Annotated in this window: 17 protein-coding genes; 6 read left to right on the plus strand and 11 right to left on the minus strand. The window is 36.9% G+C overall.

The window, feature by feature from the left end:
• The 3 genes from ABZC96_RS02135 to ABZC96_RS02145 form a co-directional block, all read left to right on the plus strand.
• A partial coding sequence (locus tag ABZC96_RS02135) for a menaquinone biosynthesis decarboxylase (protein ID WP_373028749.1) occupies positions 1-1,677 on the plus strand: 1,677 nt, incomplete at its 5' end.
• Between the two features lie 69 nt (positions 1,678-1,746).
• Positions 1,747-2,343, plus strand: a complete 597-nt coding sequence (locus ABZC96_RS02140; RefSeq protein ID WP_373028751.1) for a peroxiredoxin — start codon at positions 1,747-1,749, stop codon at positions 2,341-2,343.
• An 88-nt stretch (positions 2,344-2,431) separates the two neighbouring features.
• Positions 2,432-2,851: a Fur family transcriptional regulator gene (locus ABZC96_RS02145; protein WP_373028753.1), complete on the plus strand. Its 420-nt coding sequence runs from the start codon at positions 2,432-2,434 to the stop codon at positions 2,849-2,851.
• Between the two features lie 38 nt (positions 2,852-2,889).
• Here the strand turns inward: ABZC96_RS02145 and ABZC96_RS02150 are convergent, their stop codons facing one another.
• Positions 2,890-3,573, minus strand: coding sequence for a YggS family pyridoxal phosphate-dependent enzyme (locus ABZC96_RS02150; RefSeq protein ID WP_373028755.1), 684 nt, complete (start codon positions 3,571-3,573; stop codon positions 2,890-2,892).
• A gap of 6 nt (positions 3,574-3,579) precedes the next feature.
• On the minus strand, positions 3,580-4,635 hold the full coding sequence (rseP, locus tag ABZC96_RS02155) for an RIP metalloprotease RseP (RefSeq protein ID WP_373028757.1): 1,056 nt from the start codon (positions 4,633-4,635) through the stop codon (positions 3,580-3,582).
• Positions 4,636-4,746: 111 nt separating this feature from the next.
• On the opposite strand from rseP, the gene ABZC96_RS02160 reads away from it, so the two are divergent.
• Positions 4,747-5,904, plus strand: coding sequence for a hypothetical protein (locus ABZC96_RS02160; protein WP_373028758.1), 1,158 nt, complete (start codon positions 4,747-4,749; stop codon positions 5,902-5,904).
• Positions 5,905-5,997: 93 nt separating this feature from the next.
• Here the strand turns inward: ABZC96_RS02160 and ABZC96_RS02165 are convergent, their stop codons facing one another.
• From ABZC96_RS02165 to cysS, 9 genes are all read right to left on the minus strand, one after another.
• Positions 5,998-7,131: an OprD family outer membrane porin gene (locus tag ABZC96_RS02165; protein WP_373028759.1), complete on the minus strand. Its 1,134-nt coding sequence runs from the start codon at positions 7,129-7,131 to the stop codon at positions 5,998-6,000.
• A gap of 88 nt (positions 7,132-7,219) precedes the next feature.
• On the minus strand, positions 7,220-7,780 hold the full coding sequence (pgsA, locus tag ABZC96_RS02170) for a CDP-diacylglycerol--glycerol-3-phosphate 3-phosphatidyltransferase (protein ID WP_373028760.1): 561 nt from the start codon (positions 7,778-7,780) through the stop codon (positions 7,220-7,222).
• A 20-nt stretch (positions 7,781-7,800) separates the two neighbouring features.
• The gene (locus tag ABZC96_RS02175; protein WP_373028761.1) at positions 7,801-8,580 is read right to left on the minus strand and encodes an enoyl-ACP reductase; all 780 of its coding nucleotides are present in this window, start codon (positions 8,578-8,580) and stop codon (positions 7,801-7,803) included.
• A gap of 1 nt (position 8,581) precedes the next feature.
• A complete protein-coding gene (gene dapA, locus ABZC96_RS02180) occupies positions 8,582-9,475 on the minus strand; it encodes a 4-hydroxy-tetrahydrodipicolinate synthase (protein WP_373028763.1) in 894 nt (297 codons plus the stop codon).
• A gap of 10 nt (positions 9,476-9,485) precedes the next feature.
• Positions 9,486-10,742, minus strand: a complete 1,257-nt coding sequence (locus ABZC96_RS02185; RefSeq protein WP_373028771.1) for a M16 family metallopeptidase — start codon at positions 10,740-10,742, stop codon at positions 9,486-9,488.
• A gap of 65 nt (positions 10,743-10,807) precedes the next feature.
• A complete protein-coding gene (locus tag ABZC96_RS02190; protein ID WP_373028765.1) occupies positions 10,808-11,872 on the minus strand; it encodes a quinone-dependent dihydroorotate dehydrogenase in 1,065 nt (354 codons plus the stop codon).
• A gap of 42 nt (positions 11,873-11,914) precedes the next feature.
• On the minus strand, positions 11,915-12,418 hold the full coding sequence (locus ABZC96_RS02195; RefSeq protein WP_373028766.1) for a hypothetical protein: 504 nt from the start codon (positions 12,416-12,418) through the stop codon (positions 11,915-11,917).
• Between the two features lie 2 nt (positions 12,419-12,420).
• Positions 12,421-14,124 (minus strand): ABC transporter ATP-binding protein, encoded by a 1,704-nt coding sequence (locus tag ABZC96_RS02200; RefSeq protein ID WP_373028767.1) that lies wholly within the window; start codon positions 14,122-14,124, stop codon positions 12,421-12,423.
• Complete coding sequence (gene cysS, locus ABZC96_RS02205) at positions 14,124-15,533, minus strand: cysteine--tRNA ligase (RefSeq protein ID WP_373028768.1); 1,410 nt, start codon at positions 15,531-15,533, stop codon at positions 14,124-14,126. The genes ABZC96_RS02200 and cysS overlap by 1 nt, the downstream gene beginning before the upstream one ends.
• Before the next feature lie 214 nt (positions 15,534-15,747).
• Between cysS and ABZC96_RS02210 the strand changes: the two genes are divergently transcribed.
• Entirely contained in the window at positions 15,748-17,862 is a 2,115-nt protein-coding gene (locus ABZC96_RS02210; RefSeq protein WP_373028769.1) for a TonB-dependent receptor, read from the plus strand.
• A 10-nt stretch (positions 17,863-17,872) separates the two neighbouring features.
• A complete protein-coding gene (locus ABZC96_RS02215) occupies positions 17,873-19,366 on the plus strand; it encodes a 4Fe-4S binding protein (RefSeq protein WP_373028770.1) in 1,494 nt (497 codons plus the stop codon).
• The last annotated feature ends 3 nt before the right edge of the window (positions 19,367-19,369 follow it).

The following is a 19,369-nucleotide window of genomic DNA, read 5'->3' on the forward strand; positions in this document are numbered from 1 at the left end:
ATTAACAAAGCTAAAGGCATAGAGTATGATATGCCTGTACTGATGAATATCTTTGCCAATAAAGAATTGACTGAAAAGATCTTTGGTAAACATCCTGATGATGTTGCAGAGGGTATAGATGAACTTCTTAAGCTTAAACCGCCCAAAGGATTGAAAGCAAAGCTGGCAATGGTCCCTAAGCTTTTCTCACTTAAAAATGTTTTTCCAAAACGTTTAAATTTTAGAGGTGAATGTCAAGAAGTGATCATCCCTAAAGAGGAGGTTGACCTAGACATCTTACCGATCCTTAAAACTTGGGAAGAGGATGGTGGAGCATTTATCACGATGGGACAGGTTTATACAAGAAGTCTTGATGGGGAGATGCAAAACCTTGGAATGTACAGACTTCAGCAGTATGATAAAAACAGATTGGGGATGCATTGGCAGATACACAAAGATGCTTCCCACTTTTTTGATCAGTACCAAAAAGCAGGAAAGAAGATGCCTGTAACAGTAGCCATAGGTGGTGACCCTCTGTATATTTGGTGTGGACAGGCTCCGATGCCTCATGGCATGTTTGAAATGTTACTCTATGGTTTTGTGCGTAATAAAAATGCACAGCTGGTAAAGTCCATTACCAATGATATTTATATCCCACGTGATGTAGATGTGGTGATAGAGGGGTTTGTAGACCCTGAATTGACAGAAATAGAAGGGCCTTTTGGTGACCATACGGGTTATTATACATTGAAAGAGCCTTTTCCTGTGATGGATGTAGAGACAATTACGATGAAAAAACATCCGGTATTTCAAGCTACTGTGGTAGGAAAGCCACCGTTGGAAGACAAGTATATGGGCTGGGCAACAGAACGTATCTTCTTACCGATGCTTAAACCTATGGCACCAGATCTCATAGACTATAATATGCCTGAAAATGGTGTGTTCCATAATCTTATATTGGCAAAGATGAAAACACTCTATAAAGGGCATGCACAGCAGTTTATGCATGCTTTTTGGGGTGTAGGACAGATGAGCTTTGTAAAACATGCATTTTTTGTAGGAGAAGATGCACCTGAACTTGAAGAGAGTCAAGCATTAGCAACATATATACTGAATCGTCTTGATAAGGATAAGATACTTATCACGCAAGGTATAGTAGATCATCTTGATCACTCTTCATCTGAACAGTTTGTAGGTGGAAAATTAGGTGTGGATGCAACAGGAGAGGAAGTAGAAGAGGGTGTAGAAGCGTTACTTTCAGATGAAAAGCTGCTTGAAATGATGCAGGAGATAAGCTCTAGGGTTGTCGGGCTTAAACAGTATATGACAGAAACCAAAACACCTGTCTGTGTGATTAGTGTGGATAAGAAAAAGTCTCAGCTAAAACTCATTAAAAAACTCAAAGTTTTAAAAAAACATATCAAACTGCTTGTCATAGTAGATAATGTAAACAATGATCTGAATGATGCCTATATGCTCATCTGGCGTGTGGTAAACAACATTGATGCACTTAGAGATGTGATACTTGAACCATTTATAGCAATTGATGGAACCAATAAAAGTGAAGTGGATGGATATGAAAGAGAGTGGCCTGGAGATACTTTCTGTACTAAAGAGGTACTTGATATGCTTCAAGAAAAAGGACTTATTGATATCGATGAAGCGTTTATTAAAAAGTTTGGGTTGCTTCCTTTTTAATTTAACTTTCTTTTAAAGATAATATGATAATATTTCCTTGTTAATAAAAATTATCTTTAAGGAAACAACATGTTAGTAACTAAAAAAGCTCCAGATTTCACAGCAACGGCTGTACTTGCAAACGGTCAAATTGTAGACGGTTTCAACCTAATGGAAAACCTAGGTGAAAAGGGTGCAGTACTTTTCTTCTATCCACTTGACTTTACATTTGTATGTCCATCTGAAATCATTGCATTTTCACACAGAGCTGCAGAGTTTAGAGAAAGAGGCGTAAATATTATTGGTGTATCTGTAGACAGTCAATTCTCACATTTTGCATGGAGAGAAACACCAGTAGCAGAGGGTGGTATCGGTAGAGTAGATTTTCCACTTGTTGCTGACCTTAACAAACAAATTGCTAGAGACTATGATGTTCTTCTTGACGAAGCTGTAGCGCTTAGAGGTTCATTCCTTATTGATGCTGACGGTACAGTAAGACACGCCGTGATCAATGACCTTCCACTTGGTAGAAACATTGATGAAATGATCAGAATGGTAGATACAATGTTATTTACTAATGAGCATGGTGAAGTTTGTCCTGCTGGTTGGGTTAAAGGTGACGAAGGTATGAAAGCTGACACTGCAGGTGTTGCTGAATATCTTGCTAAACACGCTGAAGAACTATAAGCTTCACTGTGTTTATTCCCACGTTTTTCGTGGGAATGAATATATAAGTTTATAGTGATAAATTGATATATTCATTGAAAGGATAACGATGATAGATTATGCATTATTACTCAAAGAGAGTGGACTAAAAGCTACATTTCAACGTATGAATATTTTGGAAAATATAGGAGTTTATGGACATATGTCTATAGATGCTATCTATGCAGAAGTCATTAAAACACATCCATCACTTTCGCTTGCAACAGTCTATAAAAATATCATTTTGATGGTAGAGAAGGGTGTACTTGTAGAAGTACCTATCACAGGTAAAAAGTCAAAATATGAACTTCTTAAAGAAGATCATATCCATTTGGTTTGTACAGAATGTGGAGAGGTGGAAGACAAACCACAACATTCTGCTGCAGATGCACTATTTACTTCTATGACAGAACAAGAGAACTTTACGTTAAATAAGCAGCAGATCAATCTATATGGTGTGTGTATACACTGTCAAGAGGCAGTTGCTTAATATGGTATAGGTTTGGCTTTGATCAAACCTATAACAGTTTATTTAAATAGTGCCGATCCAACTCTCACTAAATTAGATCCACATTTTATAGCCAATTCATAATCATTGCTCATACCCATAGAACAGATAGTAGCACCACTTTTCTCTAGTCTTTCATAGATCTTGTGTGTGGTTTCAAAACTCTGTTGGATGAGTTTAATCTCTTCACTGTGTGCACCAATGGTCATGACGCCTTTGAGGTTTATCTGAGGACATGTTTCTTTTATCGTTTGATAAATATCCACCGCTTCTTCACTGCTTACTCCCGATTTACTTTCTTCATTGGCTGAATTGATCTGAAGCAGACAGTTCATTTTTGCCTCTTTTACCAAGAGTTTTTTGTTGAGTTCATTTGCCAACTCTATACTGTCAAGTGACTGCATAAGAGTAGGGCGTAGATCAATGAGATTATTGATCTTGTTTTTTTGGAGTGTACCTATCATATGCCATTCAAGTGGAAGTGTTTCAAGTGCTTCCATACGTTCTTTAAGCTGTTGTACCTGGTTTTCGCCAAAAGCTCTTTGTCCTAATTCATAGAGTGTGGAGATGTTTTCTAGTTCAGTATACTTAGCCACTGTTACAAGTTTTACAATATGGTGTTCACTCACTGCGATACGTGCTTGTTCTATGTTCCAGATCACTTCATCCAGATTTGCTCTTAAGTGTTCTTTGTCTAATATCATACTTTATTATCCTCCCAAAAGTCTATTGATATCATTATACAGTCCTAACATCATAAGAGAGATTAGTATGGCCCAACCTATAAAAGTGATGTATGTCATAACCTGATCGCTAGCCGTTTTGCCAGTAATCATCTCATAGAGGTTAAACATAATATGTCCACCATCCAGTGCAGGTATAGGAAGCAGATTAAGTACTCCTAAGTTCACTGAAATGAGAGCAGTAAAAAAGAAAAGAGCCAATATACCGGCTGAGCTTGCTTCAGCAGTAACATCTACAATGGTGATGATACCTCCCAGTTTATCTGTACCTACTACACCAGTGATCAGTTTTTCTACACTCTGCACTATGAGAAAAGAGGCTTTTTTAGTCTCATCCCATGCATATTCAAGTCCATCTATAAATCCGAAGTAGACAGTTGTTTGTTTACCTAGTGGACTGATCCCAATAATACGTCTAGTGATCTTTTCTCCAAAGATATTTGTATCTTCTATGATCTTTGGCGTAAGTTGCAGGGTGATGAGTCGTTGTCCACGCTCGACGACCAGTGTTATGTCATCTTTGGTCCCGTTAATGTTTTTACCTATATTTTCCCAGTAGAGGATATTGTGACCGTTAACCTGGATTATTTTATCTTCTTTGGTCAATCCTGCGTTAAATGCAGGTGTATCTTTTCCCACTTCTCCTACATAAGGTAATAGTTTAGGAACACCGATATTTGCGATGGCAAAATAAAGCAGAAAAGCCAGCAAGAAATTGGCAAAAGGTCCCGCTAATAAAATAATGATACGTTGCCATGGTTTCTTTACATTGTAAGAGTCATCATCATAGGAAATAGCCGTAGGGTCAGTGTCATCCTGCCCTTTCATCTTGACATATCCGCCAAGAGGAATGGCTGAGAGACTCCACTCTGTTTTGCCTATCATTTTAGAGTAAAGTTTTTTACCAAAACCTATACTGAAAACATCCACCTGCACACCAAAAAAACGTGCCGCAGCAAAGTGTCCAAGTTCATGGAAAAAGATAAGTACGGATAAGACTAATAGTGCAACTAAGATGCCCATAAAATTCCTCTGTTCTAATATATTGAATTATATCCAAGTGTTGTGAAAAATTGATATAGATTGAAAATATAATGAAAAATTTTGCTAAAATAAAGCATTAAGGATAAAAAGATGAATGATAATAAAAATAAAGCTGAAGAGATAATCAGAAATGTTGAAGATGAAGCATCTGAAATAATTGATGAGATGATAGAAGAAATTGAAAATGAAGTGTCAGAGAGTGGAGAACTGAATGTAAAAGATGATACTTTAGTAAGTGTTGAAGAAGCAGTAGATGAAGTTGAAAGTGAAGTTTCAGAGAATGTAGAAGAGTCAGTAGATGCTTTTGCTTTACCAACTAAAGCAAAAAAACATACAAAGGCTAAGCTTCTTGTAGAAAAAGCAAAAAAGATAGTTAAAGAAGCAAATAAGCGAACAGAAGCTTGCAAACTTTTACTTGAGACTGATCTAAAAAAGTATCAGGATGCAAAATCAGAACTTAAAGCAGGTGGATTTGATGCATGTATATCTTTAGTAAAGAAATTAGGTTATAAGGCAAAAGGCGATGAGCCATCTGAAGAGACAACGGTGGTCTTTGAGGTTAAAGAAGAAGTAAAGCCTTTAGTGATAAAAGATGTTTCAAGTGGTAAGTTTACAGGGCTTGTCTATGCATTGATCATAGGCTTTATTACGGCAGTCGGATTGGTCTATTTGGCAACAGAAAAGTTGGAAATGACACTGAATGTGACCAAAGTACCTTCAGAAGATATTGTCCAAAGTATTTTAGCTTGGTTTAGTACAACTATTGGTATGCAGGAAGATGTGTATATAGGTACTGGAGTATTTGGTCTTGCAGTACTTTTAGTGATGATTCTTGTCTATATTGCTCGAGTAAGCTTGAAAGCAAACAGTAATCTTCATTTTGCAGTGAAACAGTTTGTAGAAGCAGAACTTTATACAGAGAAAAAAGCCAATTGTAAAGTGGAGATGGACAAAGTCGATGCGCATATCAAAGATGTGATAGATACACTAAAAACATACGAAGTAGTTTTTAACGAACAAAGAGGAAAACTTCAACGTATTCTCTATATTGAAGGTGAAAAAGAGAAGAGTACAGAGTATCATGATAAATCATACTTAGAGATACGTGAAACAAAAGAACTTATCAGTAGGATAAGTGATTTTATGAATATACCTATGTCAGATGAAGGAAAACTTTCTGCTAGAAGTGTACTTTTTTTACAGAGTGCAAAAGATAAGATAGATAAAATGATTGAAAGATATTATTAGCAGGTGATTGATTTTTATTGATCAGAGGAGCCCGTACACTCTCCGAAGAGAGTGGTGTATTCAAACGGGTTTTTAGGAGATTACAAGTTTTGATTAAAACTTGTAGTTTGCGTAAATTTCAACCTGAGAATTGTCGCCAATTAAAACAGTATCAGTATCGGCATAAACAACTCCAGCATCAATCTTATCTGTGATATCATATCCAAGAATTACGTTCAATTCATCAAGGTCATTGTCATAGTCTGCATAAGAAACTTCAGCAGCTACACCCATAACTGTTGTAGAAGCTGCTACTTTGAAAGCATCAATTGATTCTCCAACTGGTACCTGATCAGCTACAGTAGAGTTCCATTGATTCGTGTAAAGACCGTTCCAACCAACATATCCTGTAGTTCCATCTAAGTTATTATATGCTGCACTAAGATCAAATCCTACAACTGACGTTGATGCCATGATACCGTATGCAGTTCCGTCTTCGATACCTACAGTGTCATTTGAAGTGTCTACATATTGAGCTGCAAGTTTGAATGAACCAAAATCATATCCAAGATCTGCGTATACTTGTGTATAATCAGCAACTTCAACATCATAGTACCAAACACTACCGCTAATCGTTTTGTCATCATATGATGCACCTATTGTGTAGTTGTCACCGTCAAGAGTGCTTCCAAATTCACCAGAGTTATTTGCTCTGTGTTTAGTTACATAAGCACCAACAAGTGTTACGTTTTCAATTGAATTATTAACTACAGTCAAAGCTTCAAATGAACCTGGTGCTAACAACCAATCATATCCTTGGATCATTGGTGTTCCAAGTAATTGACGTCCAAGTACCGCTGTTGTATCTCCAAATGTTGCTGTTAGGTTCGCTACATTGAATATAGCACCTGCTTTACCGTCATTTTCAAAGAATGATAATGATGATGTATCATCGTTCATTGTGTTAATGTAACCAAGAGCTGAGAAGTTTGCTGTCAACCAATCATTGAATTTGTGTGAAACGTCGAGTGTTGCACCAAATGCAAGTTGCGAGTCGTCTCCGAACAAACTATTATCATTGATACCATCAAAAGTGATATAGTAACCAGTTAACTTACCAGAAATAGTTGTAGATGCTGCTTCAACAACCGGTGCTTCTACTACTGGTTCTACTGGAGCGATATCTCCTCCTGCAAATGCCGAACTAATAGCTAAAGTTGCTATTAAACTTAATTTTGTAAATTTCATGTTTTTTCCTTGTTTTATATTTGGATAATAAAGTGTAACATGGAAGTTAACAAAAAATAAACGGGAGGGTGATTAAAATTTAATCAATTTACTGGTTAGAAGTATTTTTAAAGAAATCTCTGACATATTCATAGCCAGAGTAGAGGGTGAGAGCAACAGCAATCCATAAAAGAAGTTCAGCACCTGGCCATTGCATCAGTAAAAAGCCAATGGCAATCATCTGTAAGACTGTTTTGACTTTACCCATCCATGAGGCTGCAATGTCAAGACCTTGACTAACTGCAGAGACTCTAAGTCCAGTAATGAACAATTCTCGTGTAATAATGAGGAAAATAGCCCAAGGTGAAGCAGAACCAAGCATCATTAATCCTAGAAATCCTGCTAGTGTAAGCATCTTGTCTGCTAAGGGGTCAAGGATCTTTCCTAGTGTAGTGATCTGATTAAATGTCCGTGCGATGTAACCGTCAAAAAAGTCTGTAGCTGAAGCAACCACAAAGATAAAGGCTGCAAAGTAGTTGAGCCATGATTGGTGAATACCTTGAAAAATAGATGCATCCTGGTTGACCAGGAAAAGAAACATCACAGGAGCAAGAAGAAGACGGATAAATGCTAAGATATTTGGAATGTTAAATATTTGTGAACTTGGCATTGTCTCTTCTTTATAATAATTTATCTAAAAGTCGTTCCACCATCAACTACAAGTGTTTGTCCTGTAATCCATGATGCTTCATCAGTACATAAGAAGTAAACAGAACCAGCAAGGTCTTCAGGCCTTCCCATTCTGTTTACTGCTGAACGTTTAATAGTTTCAGCTTTTACTTCTTCATAGTTTGTAAATGCTTTAAGAGCATCTGTATCGATAGGTCCTCCAGATACAGCATTTACTCTAATGCCCATTTCTCCGAGTTCAACAGCAGCATAACGACTCATAGCTTCAACAGCTGCTTTATTTGTACCGTGACCCGCATAGTTTTCGATGTAGATAAGATTACCAGTTGAAGATAGAGTTACGATAGCACCACCACCTACTTTTTCCATACGTACTGCTGCTTCTTGAGAACCACGTACAAACGCACCTACCGTTGCTGTATAGATATTCGTTAAACCTTTACTTGGTCTAAGTTTCATAAATTTACCATAACCACCTACTACGGGACGACCGTAGATCATAGCGTTAGAGACAAAGAAGTCTACTCTGTCAAAGTCTTGGTCAATCGCTTCAAATAGAGGTTTAAACTCATCAAGTTCTAAAATATTGAGTGGATATGCTTTCGCTTTGATACCATATTTACTTTCTAGTTCTGCTGCAATTACATCAGCAGACTCTTTATTGGAATTATAGGTAAATGCAATATTTACACCATTCTTAGCAAATTTCTCTGCTACGGCTTTACCGATACCTTTGGTTGCACCTGTGATAACAAGTGTTTTGCCTTTCATATCTGACATATTACGCTCCTACTATTTTATATTTTTTTATGACTGCTTCAATATTCTTCATATTTTCAGCACTTGGTGGTACTAACGGTAATCTGTATTCCAGAGTATCGATTAGACCGGCTATATACATAGCCGCTTTGATAGGAATCGGATTACTTTCACAGAAAAGCACTTTGTTAATTTCAAAAAGTTCATCATTAATGGCTTTAGCGTTGACAAAATCACCTTTTAGCGCTGCATGAGCAAGCTCTGCTTTCATATCTGGCAAGAGGTTTGAAGTTACAGAAGTGATCCCTTTACCTCCACTTGCCAAGATAGGAAAATCAATAACATCATCACCAGAGAATACATACAGATCAGGTATTTTAGCTAAAAGCTCAACAGTTCTCTCTATAGAGCCTGTCGCTTCTTTGATACCCATAATGTTCTCTACATCATCAAAGAGCCTTTTTACTGTATCTGGAAGTATGTCAACACCTGTACGTCCTGGTACATTGTAAAGCATAAAAGGTACTTTTACTGCAGAAGCAATGGCTTTGTAGTGTTGATAAAGTCCTTCCTGACTTGGTTTGTTGTAGTAAGGACTTACAGAGAAGATAGCATCTACTCCACACGCTTCAGCATGTTTAGCAATGTCTATAGCTTCATGTGTGGCATTGCTTCCTGCTCCTGCAAGGACTTTAGTCTCCGTACCTTTACAGACTTCAACAGCTATCTCAATACATCTTTTATGCTCATCATGACTCAGTGTTGCACTCTCCCCCGTAGTTCCTACAGGGCACACAGCATCTATGCCATGCCTAATTTGTCTTTTGATAAGACTTGCATAGGTAGCTTCATCCAATGTACCATTTTTAAATGGAGTAATTAGTGCAGTAGTTGCACCAGTAATATAGTTACTCATGTCTAATATCCTAGTTCTTTTTCAATATAACAGTGGTTGAAAAATTGTGATCAAAATATTTTTTAGCAGCATCGCTAATATCTTTGAGTGTAATTTTATCTAATTTCTCTTCATATTCAAGTAAAGGCTGTATATTTCCTTTGACAAGGTAGTCTCCATAGAGCCCTGCCACTGAACTTGAACTCTCTAAAGAGTAGATAAATTCCGCTTTTGTATTGATCTTGACTTTATCAAGTTCCGCTTGTGTGACATCACCGTTTTTGATTTTTTGAAGTTCGGCAAGTATCTCTTTTTCTAAAGTATCTAGAGAAGCATTAGGTGAACACATTGCCATGATGAGGAAAACACCAGGGTCTGCAAGTTCCATATTGTACCCATAGACTTGATTTGCCAATTGTTTTTCATTGACAAGTTTTTTTTCAAAACGTGAACTTTTCCCATTACTAAGTATGTGGCTTATAGCAGAAAGTACTACTTGGTCATTATGTTCATAATTAGGGATGGCATAGGTGATAGCAAGTGTGTCAACCTGATTACTTTCTTTATGTAATACAGCTCTTTTCGCTCCATCTACTTTAGGTTCAACAGCGAAGACTTTAGGAATCTCACGTTTGTTTTTAATATTTCCGAAATATTTCTCCGATTCTTTAAAAACTTCTTCAGGTGTGATATCACCAGCAACGACTAGAATCGCATTGCTTGGTTGATAATACCGTTGATAGAAGTCTCTAATGTCTTCTATCTTCCATGAAAGAATATCCTCCATGAAGCCTATAGGAAGCCAGTGATAAGGATGGTAGGTAAAGTGTGTGTTAAAGACTCTGAAGTAAAGGTAACCCATAGGGTTGTTATCTGTTCTTAGACGTCTCTCTTCTGCAACAACATCACGCTCTTTTTGAAACTCTTCATCTGTAAGTTTAAGATTATGCATAAGTTCAGAAAAGAGATCAAGACTGAGTCCCAAATTCTTACTTGCTGTTTTAATGTAGTAGTGTGTTTTGTCAAAACCTGTGGCTGCATTATTGACTCCACCACGGCTTTTAACGATCGTGTCAAATTCACCCTCTTTAAGCTTATCTGTTGATTTAAAAGAAAGATGCTCAAGCATATGCGCCATACCGCTCTTACCCATGACTTCGTTTCTGCTTCCTACTTTGTAGTAAATATCTGTAGTGATAACCCCTGAATCGTTATCCATAGGGATAACAACGATCTGCATACCGTTGTCTAATATTTTTGTAAAATGTTCTGGCAATGAATTGGCCATTGATACTCCTGTTGTGATCATAAATCCGATAAGTGTAATTGTAAATAGTTTGAGGCTTTTTAGACTCATTTGTAATCTGCTCCGATGGCTTCGCTGATATGTTTATAACCATCTTTTTGTAAGAGTTTAATTAAACCCTCATTGATCTCTTTAATAAGTGCAGGACCTCTGTAGACAAGCATACTGTAAACCTGGACTAAAGATGCACCGGCTTTGATACGTCTATAGGCTTCTTCTGCAGAGTCTATACCTCCGACAGAAATGAGCAGGGTTTTGCCATAGAGCTCTTTACCTATAGCTTTAAAAAGTTGATATGATTTTTCTGTAAGCAGTGCACCTGAGATACCACCGAAATCTTTGGCATGTGTGGTTAAAGAGTAATCTATGGTCGTATTGGTAGCGATGATACCTGCTGCACCTGCTTCTACAGCTGTTTTACATAGAACAATGGCATCTTCAGGTTCCATATCCGGTGCAATTTTCAGGAGTACAGGCTGAGTCGTGATCTCTTTTGCCATGGCAAAGATAGCATTGATAAATGATTCATTTTGTAAATCTCTTAAGCCTGGTGTGTTGGGAGAAGAGATGTTGATCACAATGTAATCACCATAATCTTTAAATGCTTTAAAAAGTGTTTCATAGTCATTTAATGCATCATCTTCCGATGTGAGTTTATTTTTCCCAATGTTGATCCCCATAGGGTAGTCAAAAAAGTAGAGTTTTTTAAGACGTTGCAGCATATAGTGGCTGCCTTTGTTGTTAAAGCCCATGGCATTTTGTATAGAGTTGTCTTCAATAAGTCTAAAGAGTCTTGGTTTAGCATTACCATCTTGTGGTTTTGGTGTCACTGTACCTATCTCTGTAAATCCAAAGCCCATGGTCGGCATGGCAGTGATGTACTGCCCATTCTTATCAAATCCTGCACCTAAGCCTACAGGGTTTTGAAAAGTACGTCCAAAGATCTCCTGCTGGAGCATAGGGTGGGTAACAAAATTCTGGTTTTTCACAAAACGCAGAAGTGAAGGGCAGTGTGCAATGGTTCTGAGTCCAAGACCTGCAACACTGTGCGCGGTCTCTGGATCAAGCTTAAAAAGTATTTTTTTGAGGTTTTGGTAAGAAAAAAGTGACAAAGAAGACTCCATAATTATAGTATGCAAATTATAGCTAAATAATCAAAAAAAGTAATGTAAAGAGAGGTTTGCACCTTGCATAGTATCTACTGGGTCGATATCTGATACTTTATAGTAATGATATGAAAGATCTACATCGATATTCGCTGTAGCATAGATGAGAAATCCGAAATCTCCTCCATAGTAAAATCCATCACTGTCCAAAGAAGAGATAGTGTCATAATGAAGATACCCGACTGTAGCTCCAATGTAAGGTCTGATCTTTGGTGTTCCAAACAGCTCATCAAGCAGTATTTTATCTATTTCCATTGCAAAAGTTTGAAAAGCATTATTGCCAGAGAGTGTAAAGACAGTACGCCAATCTAGGGTTTGCTTACCATAACGAAATCCCACAACAGTTTCATTTTGACTGGATGTTTGACCCATAGATTCGAAATCTATGGAATGTGTGGCCAGTGTTACTCCTATGAAAGGAAATTGTTCATTCTCTTGTTGTGCAAAAAGTGTTGTAAATAGCAAAGTAAAGAGAAGGGTGAATCGTAACATAATTATAAATTTCTCGATAATTTTTGATAGGTTGGACAATCTTGAAGTAAAGTTTGATGTGAACCTCTGCAGATGATCTCTCCATCCTGGAATACCAAGATGGTATCGGCATCTTCTATGGTGCTTAATCTATGTGCCACAGTAAAGGTGATCATTTCTGACTTGAGCTCTTTTAATGCTTTTTGTATAAGGGCTTCACTTTTGTTGTCAAGTGCTGATGTGGCTTCATCGAGGATGAGGATATCTGGATCTTTATAGAGGGCACGTGCTAAGGCTATACGCTGTCTTTGCCCTCCAGAGAGATTATCACCACTCTCGGATAAAAGTGTATGGATACCATCATCGAGTTTATTAATAAACTCCATAGCATAGGCTTTTTCCAGCGCAGCTACGACACGTTTTTCATCTATCTCTTCTCCATAAGCAACATTGGTTGCAATGGAATCATTGAAAATATAGATACGTTGCGTGACATAGGCTATTTTTTTGTGTAGTGAGGTGAGTGTAAAATCTTTGTTATCTTTGCCGTTGATAAGGATTTTACCAGAACTTGGGTCATAGAAACGTACCAGTAGATTGACCAAGGAACTTTTACCTGCACCACTATCACCTACCAATGCAATGGATTCTCCCTTTTTAGCTTCAAGTGAGATGTTCTTTAATGCAGGTGTATCATTGTAAGAGAGTGAAACATTCTCTAGAGAGATGGTTTCGATGGTATCTGTGAGTTCTTTATCTCCTGATGTGATGTTGGGTTGAGTATCAAGCAGTTCATACATACGTGTATTGGCTGTGATGGCATCCTGTGCTTTATTGTAAAGAGATGAAAGACGTTTTACAGGATCATAAAGCATAAAGAGGGCAGTAGCAAAAGCAAAAAATGAACCTACAGTCATATGTCCTTCTATAACTTCTTTCCCTCCAATGTAAATAACGATACCTATTGCCACCGCACCAAGTATTTCCATAATGGGTGAGGTCAAGGCATTTGTCTTGACCTGTTTCATAAGAAATCTAAAGACACTCTGGTTGTCTTTTGCAAAACGTTCATGTTCATAGTTTTGACTGGAATGTGATTTAATTACTTCAATATTAGAGAGTATTTCATCTAGTCTAGTTGTCATATCTGCAGTACTTTCCTGAGAAAGTTTAGAATATTTACGCATTTTCTTAGCAAGTCTTGAAAGAGGAAAAATAGCTAATGGCATGATAAATAAAAAATAAAATGCAAGTTTGGGATTTTGATAAATAACATACCCTGTCAATGCAAGAATGATCATAGTTTCTCTTATAAGATCAGGAATAATATTTGCTACAACCATCTGAATACGTGCTATATCATTTGTTACACGAGAAAGTATCTCTCCTGAATGTGTTTTTCTAAAAAATTCCATATCCAGGTATGTGAGATGGGAAACAAGTTTATCACGTAGTTTCCGAACGACATCCTGACCAATGTACGAGGTATAGTAAGTTTGTATATATTTTCCGATCCCTTTAAGTGCAAAGACACCGACTAGGAAAAAAGGCATAAGCAAGAGCATTTCTCTGTCTTTGTTTATGAATACGTCATCAAGAACCGGCTTGATTAGTTGTGCTGTACCCGCAGTACCGATCGCAACAGCAATCATCCCTAGTATGGCAAAGAAAAACTGTCTTTTGTAACCTACAAGATAGGGAAGATACTGTTTTAGAAGGTTTTTCATTATGCTTTTTCCCAAAGCGTACCATCAGGAGTATCCATAATAGAGATACCTAGGGCTATAAGTTCATCACGAATGGCATCTGAGCGTTCAAAGTTTTTTTCTTTTTTTGCTTCACTCCGTTCAGATATTAATGTTTCTATCTGTATTTTTAGTGTGTCATTCACCCCAATTTGAAAATAAGAAAAAGGCTCTTTCCCTCCAAATCCAAGTAGAGTATCTATAAACTCTATGTTTGCCAAAGTTTCTTTTTTAAGGGCTTTATCTTTTGGATTTGAATCTAAAGCATCATTCGTTGTAGCGACCATTTCATCTATCACTGCCAAAGCTATGGAGATATTGAGGTCGTCACTCATGGCATCAAGCAGTGCTTTTTTAAATGTTTTGTTGACCGCAGAACCTTTACCTGGACTGACACGTTTTTTAAGTCTATAAATCTTGTCCAGTCTTTTTTTGGAAGTGAGCAACTCCTCTTCGCTGAAGTTAAAATCATTTCTGTAATGTACTGAGTTGAGGTAGTAACGTAGTACTTCTCCATCATAGACTTTGAGTGCATCTTTGAGAAAGAAACTGTTTCCTAAAGATTTACTCATTTTTTCACCATCTATCTGTACAAAACCGTTATGCATCCAGTACTTTGCTAGTTCATGTCCTGTAGCGCAGCGACTTTGCGCTGCTTCATTTTCATGGTGGGGGAAAAGCAGGTCAGCTCCGCCACCGTGTATGTCTATGCTGTATTCTTGCGTACCATGTTCATGGGCAAAGTGTTTTTCTATCATTGCAGAACACTCTATATGCCAGCCTGGACGCCCTGAAGAGAAGGGTGCATCAAAACAGATATCTTCATCTCCTTTGCATGCTTTCCAAAGGGCAAAATCTTTAGGGTTTCTTTTCTCCGAGGTATGTGCTACACGACTTTGGTTGTCCTCATCCTCACCTACCTGGTGAGAGATCTCTCCATAGTGTGCATCTTTACTTGTATCAAAGTAGACATCACCTGAGGAGATGACATATGCTATGTCTTTGTCTATGAGGATTTGTATCATGTTTTCTATGGCTTGTAGGGACTCCGTGGCTTTTGGTTCTATATCGGGTCTTTGTATGCCTATAGCTGACATATCTTCAAGATAACGTTCAATGTAAAAAGAGGTGATCTCTTCCATACTTTTACCTGTCTCTTCTACCTTTTTAATGATTTTATCATCGATATCTGTAAAGTTCTTCCCCATAGTAACTTTGTAGTTAAGTGCTTTAAGTGTACGTGAGAGTAGATCAAAAGAGAGACTGCTGCGCGCATGACCTAAATGTGCATCATCATAGACAGTAGGCCCACAAACATAGATGCTTGCTTCCCCTTTACGGATGGGTTCAAAAGGAAGTTTTGTTTTCTGTACGCTGTCATAAATGTGCATAATAATTGCTTGACCTTTAATGTATATAGTGTTGAGATTATAGCTAAAAGTTAATTAGAGGAGATTACGTAGAGAATTGCAGTATGGAACGTTATGGAACACATAGACGAATAAAACAATGAATTTAGACAATATTTTAGTTTGAATAAAAAAATTAACACAAAATTAACACAACACTTATACAGTCTCATTATTAAACTTAACAAGGGAAGAAATGAAAATAAAATATTCATTAATAACATTACTGGCTTTATCAGCACTCAATGGGGAAGAGGTAAGTTTGGAAGCAGTAAGTGTTACCGCAACAAAGATCGCAACACCAACAAAGGATGTCTCTCAATCGATCGCAGTTGTAGATGAACAAACGATAGAAGACAAGAATATACTTAATATTCAAGAAGCTATAGAAAATATACCGGGTGTAAATGCAGAGTCATCAACCAATTCACCAAATCCAAGACTGATTATAAGGGGAGCGGGACTTAAGGCTAGATATGGAGTAAGAGAGATCATGGTCATGAAAGACGGTGTACCATTAACAGATCCAGATTCATTTACAAGATTTGATTTTATTGATATGCAAGATGTATCTAGTATAGAGGTTCAAAAGGGACCAGGCTCTATCAACGCTGCAAATACAACAGGTGGAGTGATCCAGCTTATAACAAAGTCTGTCTTTGAAGAGGGAGAAGATAGAATCAAAATAGGTGTGGGTGATGATGGTCAAAAGAATGTAAATTTAAAAGTTCGTGGACAACTTGGAGAGAAAGATTTTGCTTCCTTGACTTTTTCTAAGCGTGCTATTGAGAATGACTGGAGAGACAATAATGAGTTTGATGCAACTCAAGTTAGTTTAAAGCATGGTCATGTTTTTGACGATGAGGCTACATTGGAAACAGAGTTTTCGTATACAGAATCAAATATGAATATACCTGCATCTATGACTGTCAAAGAATTTGAAATCTTCAAAGAAACGGGTGAACAACATGATACAGATTATCAATGGCAACATAGTGCAAGGGATTCTAAAATCTTTGCGATTAATACGAAATATGAAAAAGAGATTGGTGATGTATTGTTAAAACCAAGGTTTTACTTTAATACTTGGGATCATTTCCACCCTGTAACTGGTATGATAAATGACAGTGATGACAATAGTGTATATGGTACGGATCTAGAACTTAACTACAATCATAAGGCATTTGGTAAGGAAGCAACGCTTGTAGCTGGTGTAACATATAAAGTTGACATCACAAATGACGCTGAGAAGTATAAGTATCGGGATATAAACACTACAGAAGTGACAGCGGGGTGGCCACCAGTAACTGTTGATCAAATTATTCAAACTTTATCGAATGAGAAAGGTGAATTGGCACAAGTAGAAGATAGTAGAACAACTCTTTATGGTGCATATTTGATGGAAACATTTTCGCCTACTGAAGACATAATTATAGATATGAGTACAAGAGTTGATAAATTAAGTCTTAGTATGGATGGCAACGAAATTTATGCTTATAATTATAGTACAAAAAGTTATGAAGATGGCGATGGACTTTATAATATAGATAAAACATATAATTTATTTTCTGCAAAACTTGGAGCTATATATAAATTAACAAATACAACAAATATGTATGCATCGATTGCAACAGCCAATCAAGCACCTACAGGAAGTGAGATTGCAGCAGCGCAAGAAGATCAGATTTCTCTTGAAAAAAGTACAAATGTGAACTATGAGATTGGACTTAAGACAAGAACTGACAATCTATTCTTGGATTTGGCGATTTATCAAAATGATGTGAAAGATGAGATAGTGCAAATTAGAGATGCAGATGGTAAGATAGTTTATGATAATGCGGGTAAAACGAAAAAAAGAGGTTTAGAATTTAATAGTGTATATAAAGTTTCAGATTCTCTAGATATAGGGGGCTCATACGCATATAGTGACTTTAAATTTGTTACATTTAACGAAAAAGTAGGAGGAGGTGTAGTTTCAAGAGATGGAAACTACTTACCATATATTCCTAAAAATCAATACTCTTTATTCGCAGCATATAAAATGGATAATGGATTAAAAGCAAGGGTGACTACAAAAAGTTGGGGAAGTTACTATATGGACAATGCAAATAGTCAAAAGTACGAAGGATATGATTTTGTCACTGATCTAATGATTGGTTATGAACATCAGGCACATAATATACAGTTAAATATAAAAAACTTAACCAATGAATATTATGCAATGGAAGCTTTAAAAGATGTGTATGATAATGAATCATATAAAGCAGCAGCACCTCGAAGTGTAATGGTGACTTATAGTTATCAATTTTAAAGGAGAATAGATGGTAGAGTTTAAGGAAAATAGAGACAGAAATGACATATACGGTATGCCCGTATTAGGTTTTTTGTTTAAAAACCAAACATTTATGATCGTATTGAAACTAGTTGTTCTTGCTCTCTTCATCTATGGTGTATATATGGGGTTTGCTGATCCCGGTAAAGAAAATATATTTACTACCTATCTTTTTTGGGGGCTCTTCTGGTCATTGTTCATAGTGGTTACTCTTTCTACATTTGGTAGGATCTTTTGCGGTATTTGTCCACATGGATTTTTAGGAAAATACATCACAAAGTTTGGTCTTAAAAAAGATATGCCAAACTTTTTGAAAAATAGATTTATCGGTATTTTAATCCTCTTTTTTGGATGGTGGGCCATTTACTATACTGTTCCGGGATTTTGGAAAGTACCACTTGCAACCGCTTGGCTTTTTACTGGAATTACACTGGTTGCTTTTGTAATGTATTATCTCTATAAGGATATGAGTTATTGTAAATATATTTGTCCTATCGGGACTTTGACAAAAGCGTATGCTAAAGTGTCTTTTACTGAATTGGGTACCTATAAAGAGGATTGCAACAGCTGTAAAACATTGGATTGTTCTGTCGCCTGTCCCTATAATTTAAATCCATTTTCGTTTGACAATAAAAACTCCATGGATGACTGTACGCTTTGTATGGATTGTAGCGATGCCTGTGATGCTGTAGCTTTTAGAATCACGAAACCTTCAAGATCCTTGTTTGAAAAGTTTAAATTTAACAAAGCAGAAGTGTGGTCATTTATACTCATAACAGCCGCTATTTCACTTACAATGGTTTTCCATCATGGGCTAAATCGTTCTGCTATTGCAGATGAGTTTATATGGTCACGAACAGCAGTGTTTGCACAACAGTATATAGATTTCGGATCACTTGACGCTGTAGGAATGTTTGCTTTTATTTATGCAACATTACTTGCAATAGGCGTTGTGTATATAGGTATGTTTATAGCATCCAAGGTTTTAAAAGCACCTTTTGAAAAGACATTTTATACTTTAGGTTACGCATTTGCACCTCTGTTTATCATTGGTGGTTTAGCACATTTGATACAGAGCTTTTTGACTCATAATTATGCAGATATTGCAAATGGTTTCATCTATGGATTTGGGTTAAATGCTGGTCCGGTAGAAAACCTTGCGTCAAGAAAAGATGCGTGGATATATATGTTTGAAGTAATCCCTTTCATTGCTGTACTTTGGGGATATCTGATCCTTGCAAAAAGAATGAAATCCTTTAATGCTAGCAAGATGAAGAAAGTCATAGCATTTGTTTTTGCCTCTTCTCTTATTACACTATATTTGTCAACAAATATATATAAAACGTATGTATTTAAAACCTATGGTATGGCAAAAAAATCTCACCATGGAAGTCATGGACAGCATGCTGCCCCTAAAAGTGTAAAAACACAAACACCTGTGATGAAATGTGAAGCGGGTAAATGTGGTGCAGGTATGAAATAAACC

Origin of the sequence: Sulfurovum sp. (assembly GCF_041551015.1) — a bacterium.
Classification (GTDB): domain Bacteria; phylum Campylobacterota; class Campylobacteria; order Campylobacterales; family Sulfurovaceae; genus Sulfurovum.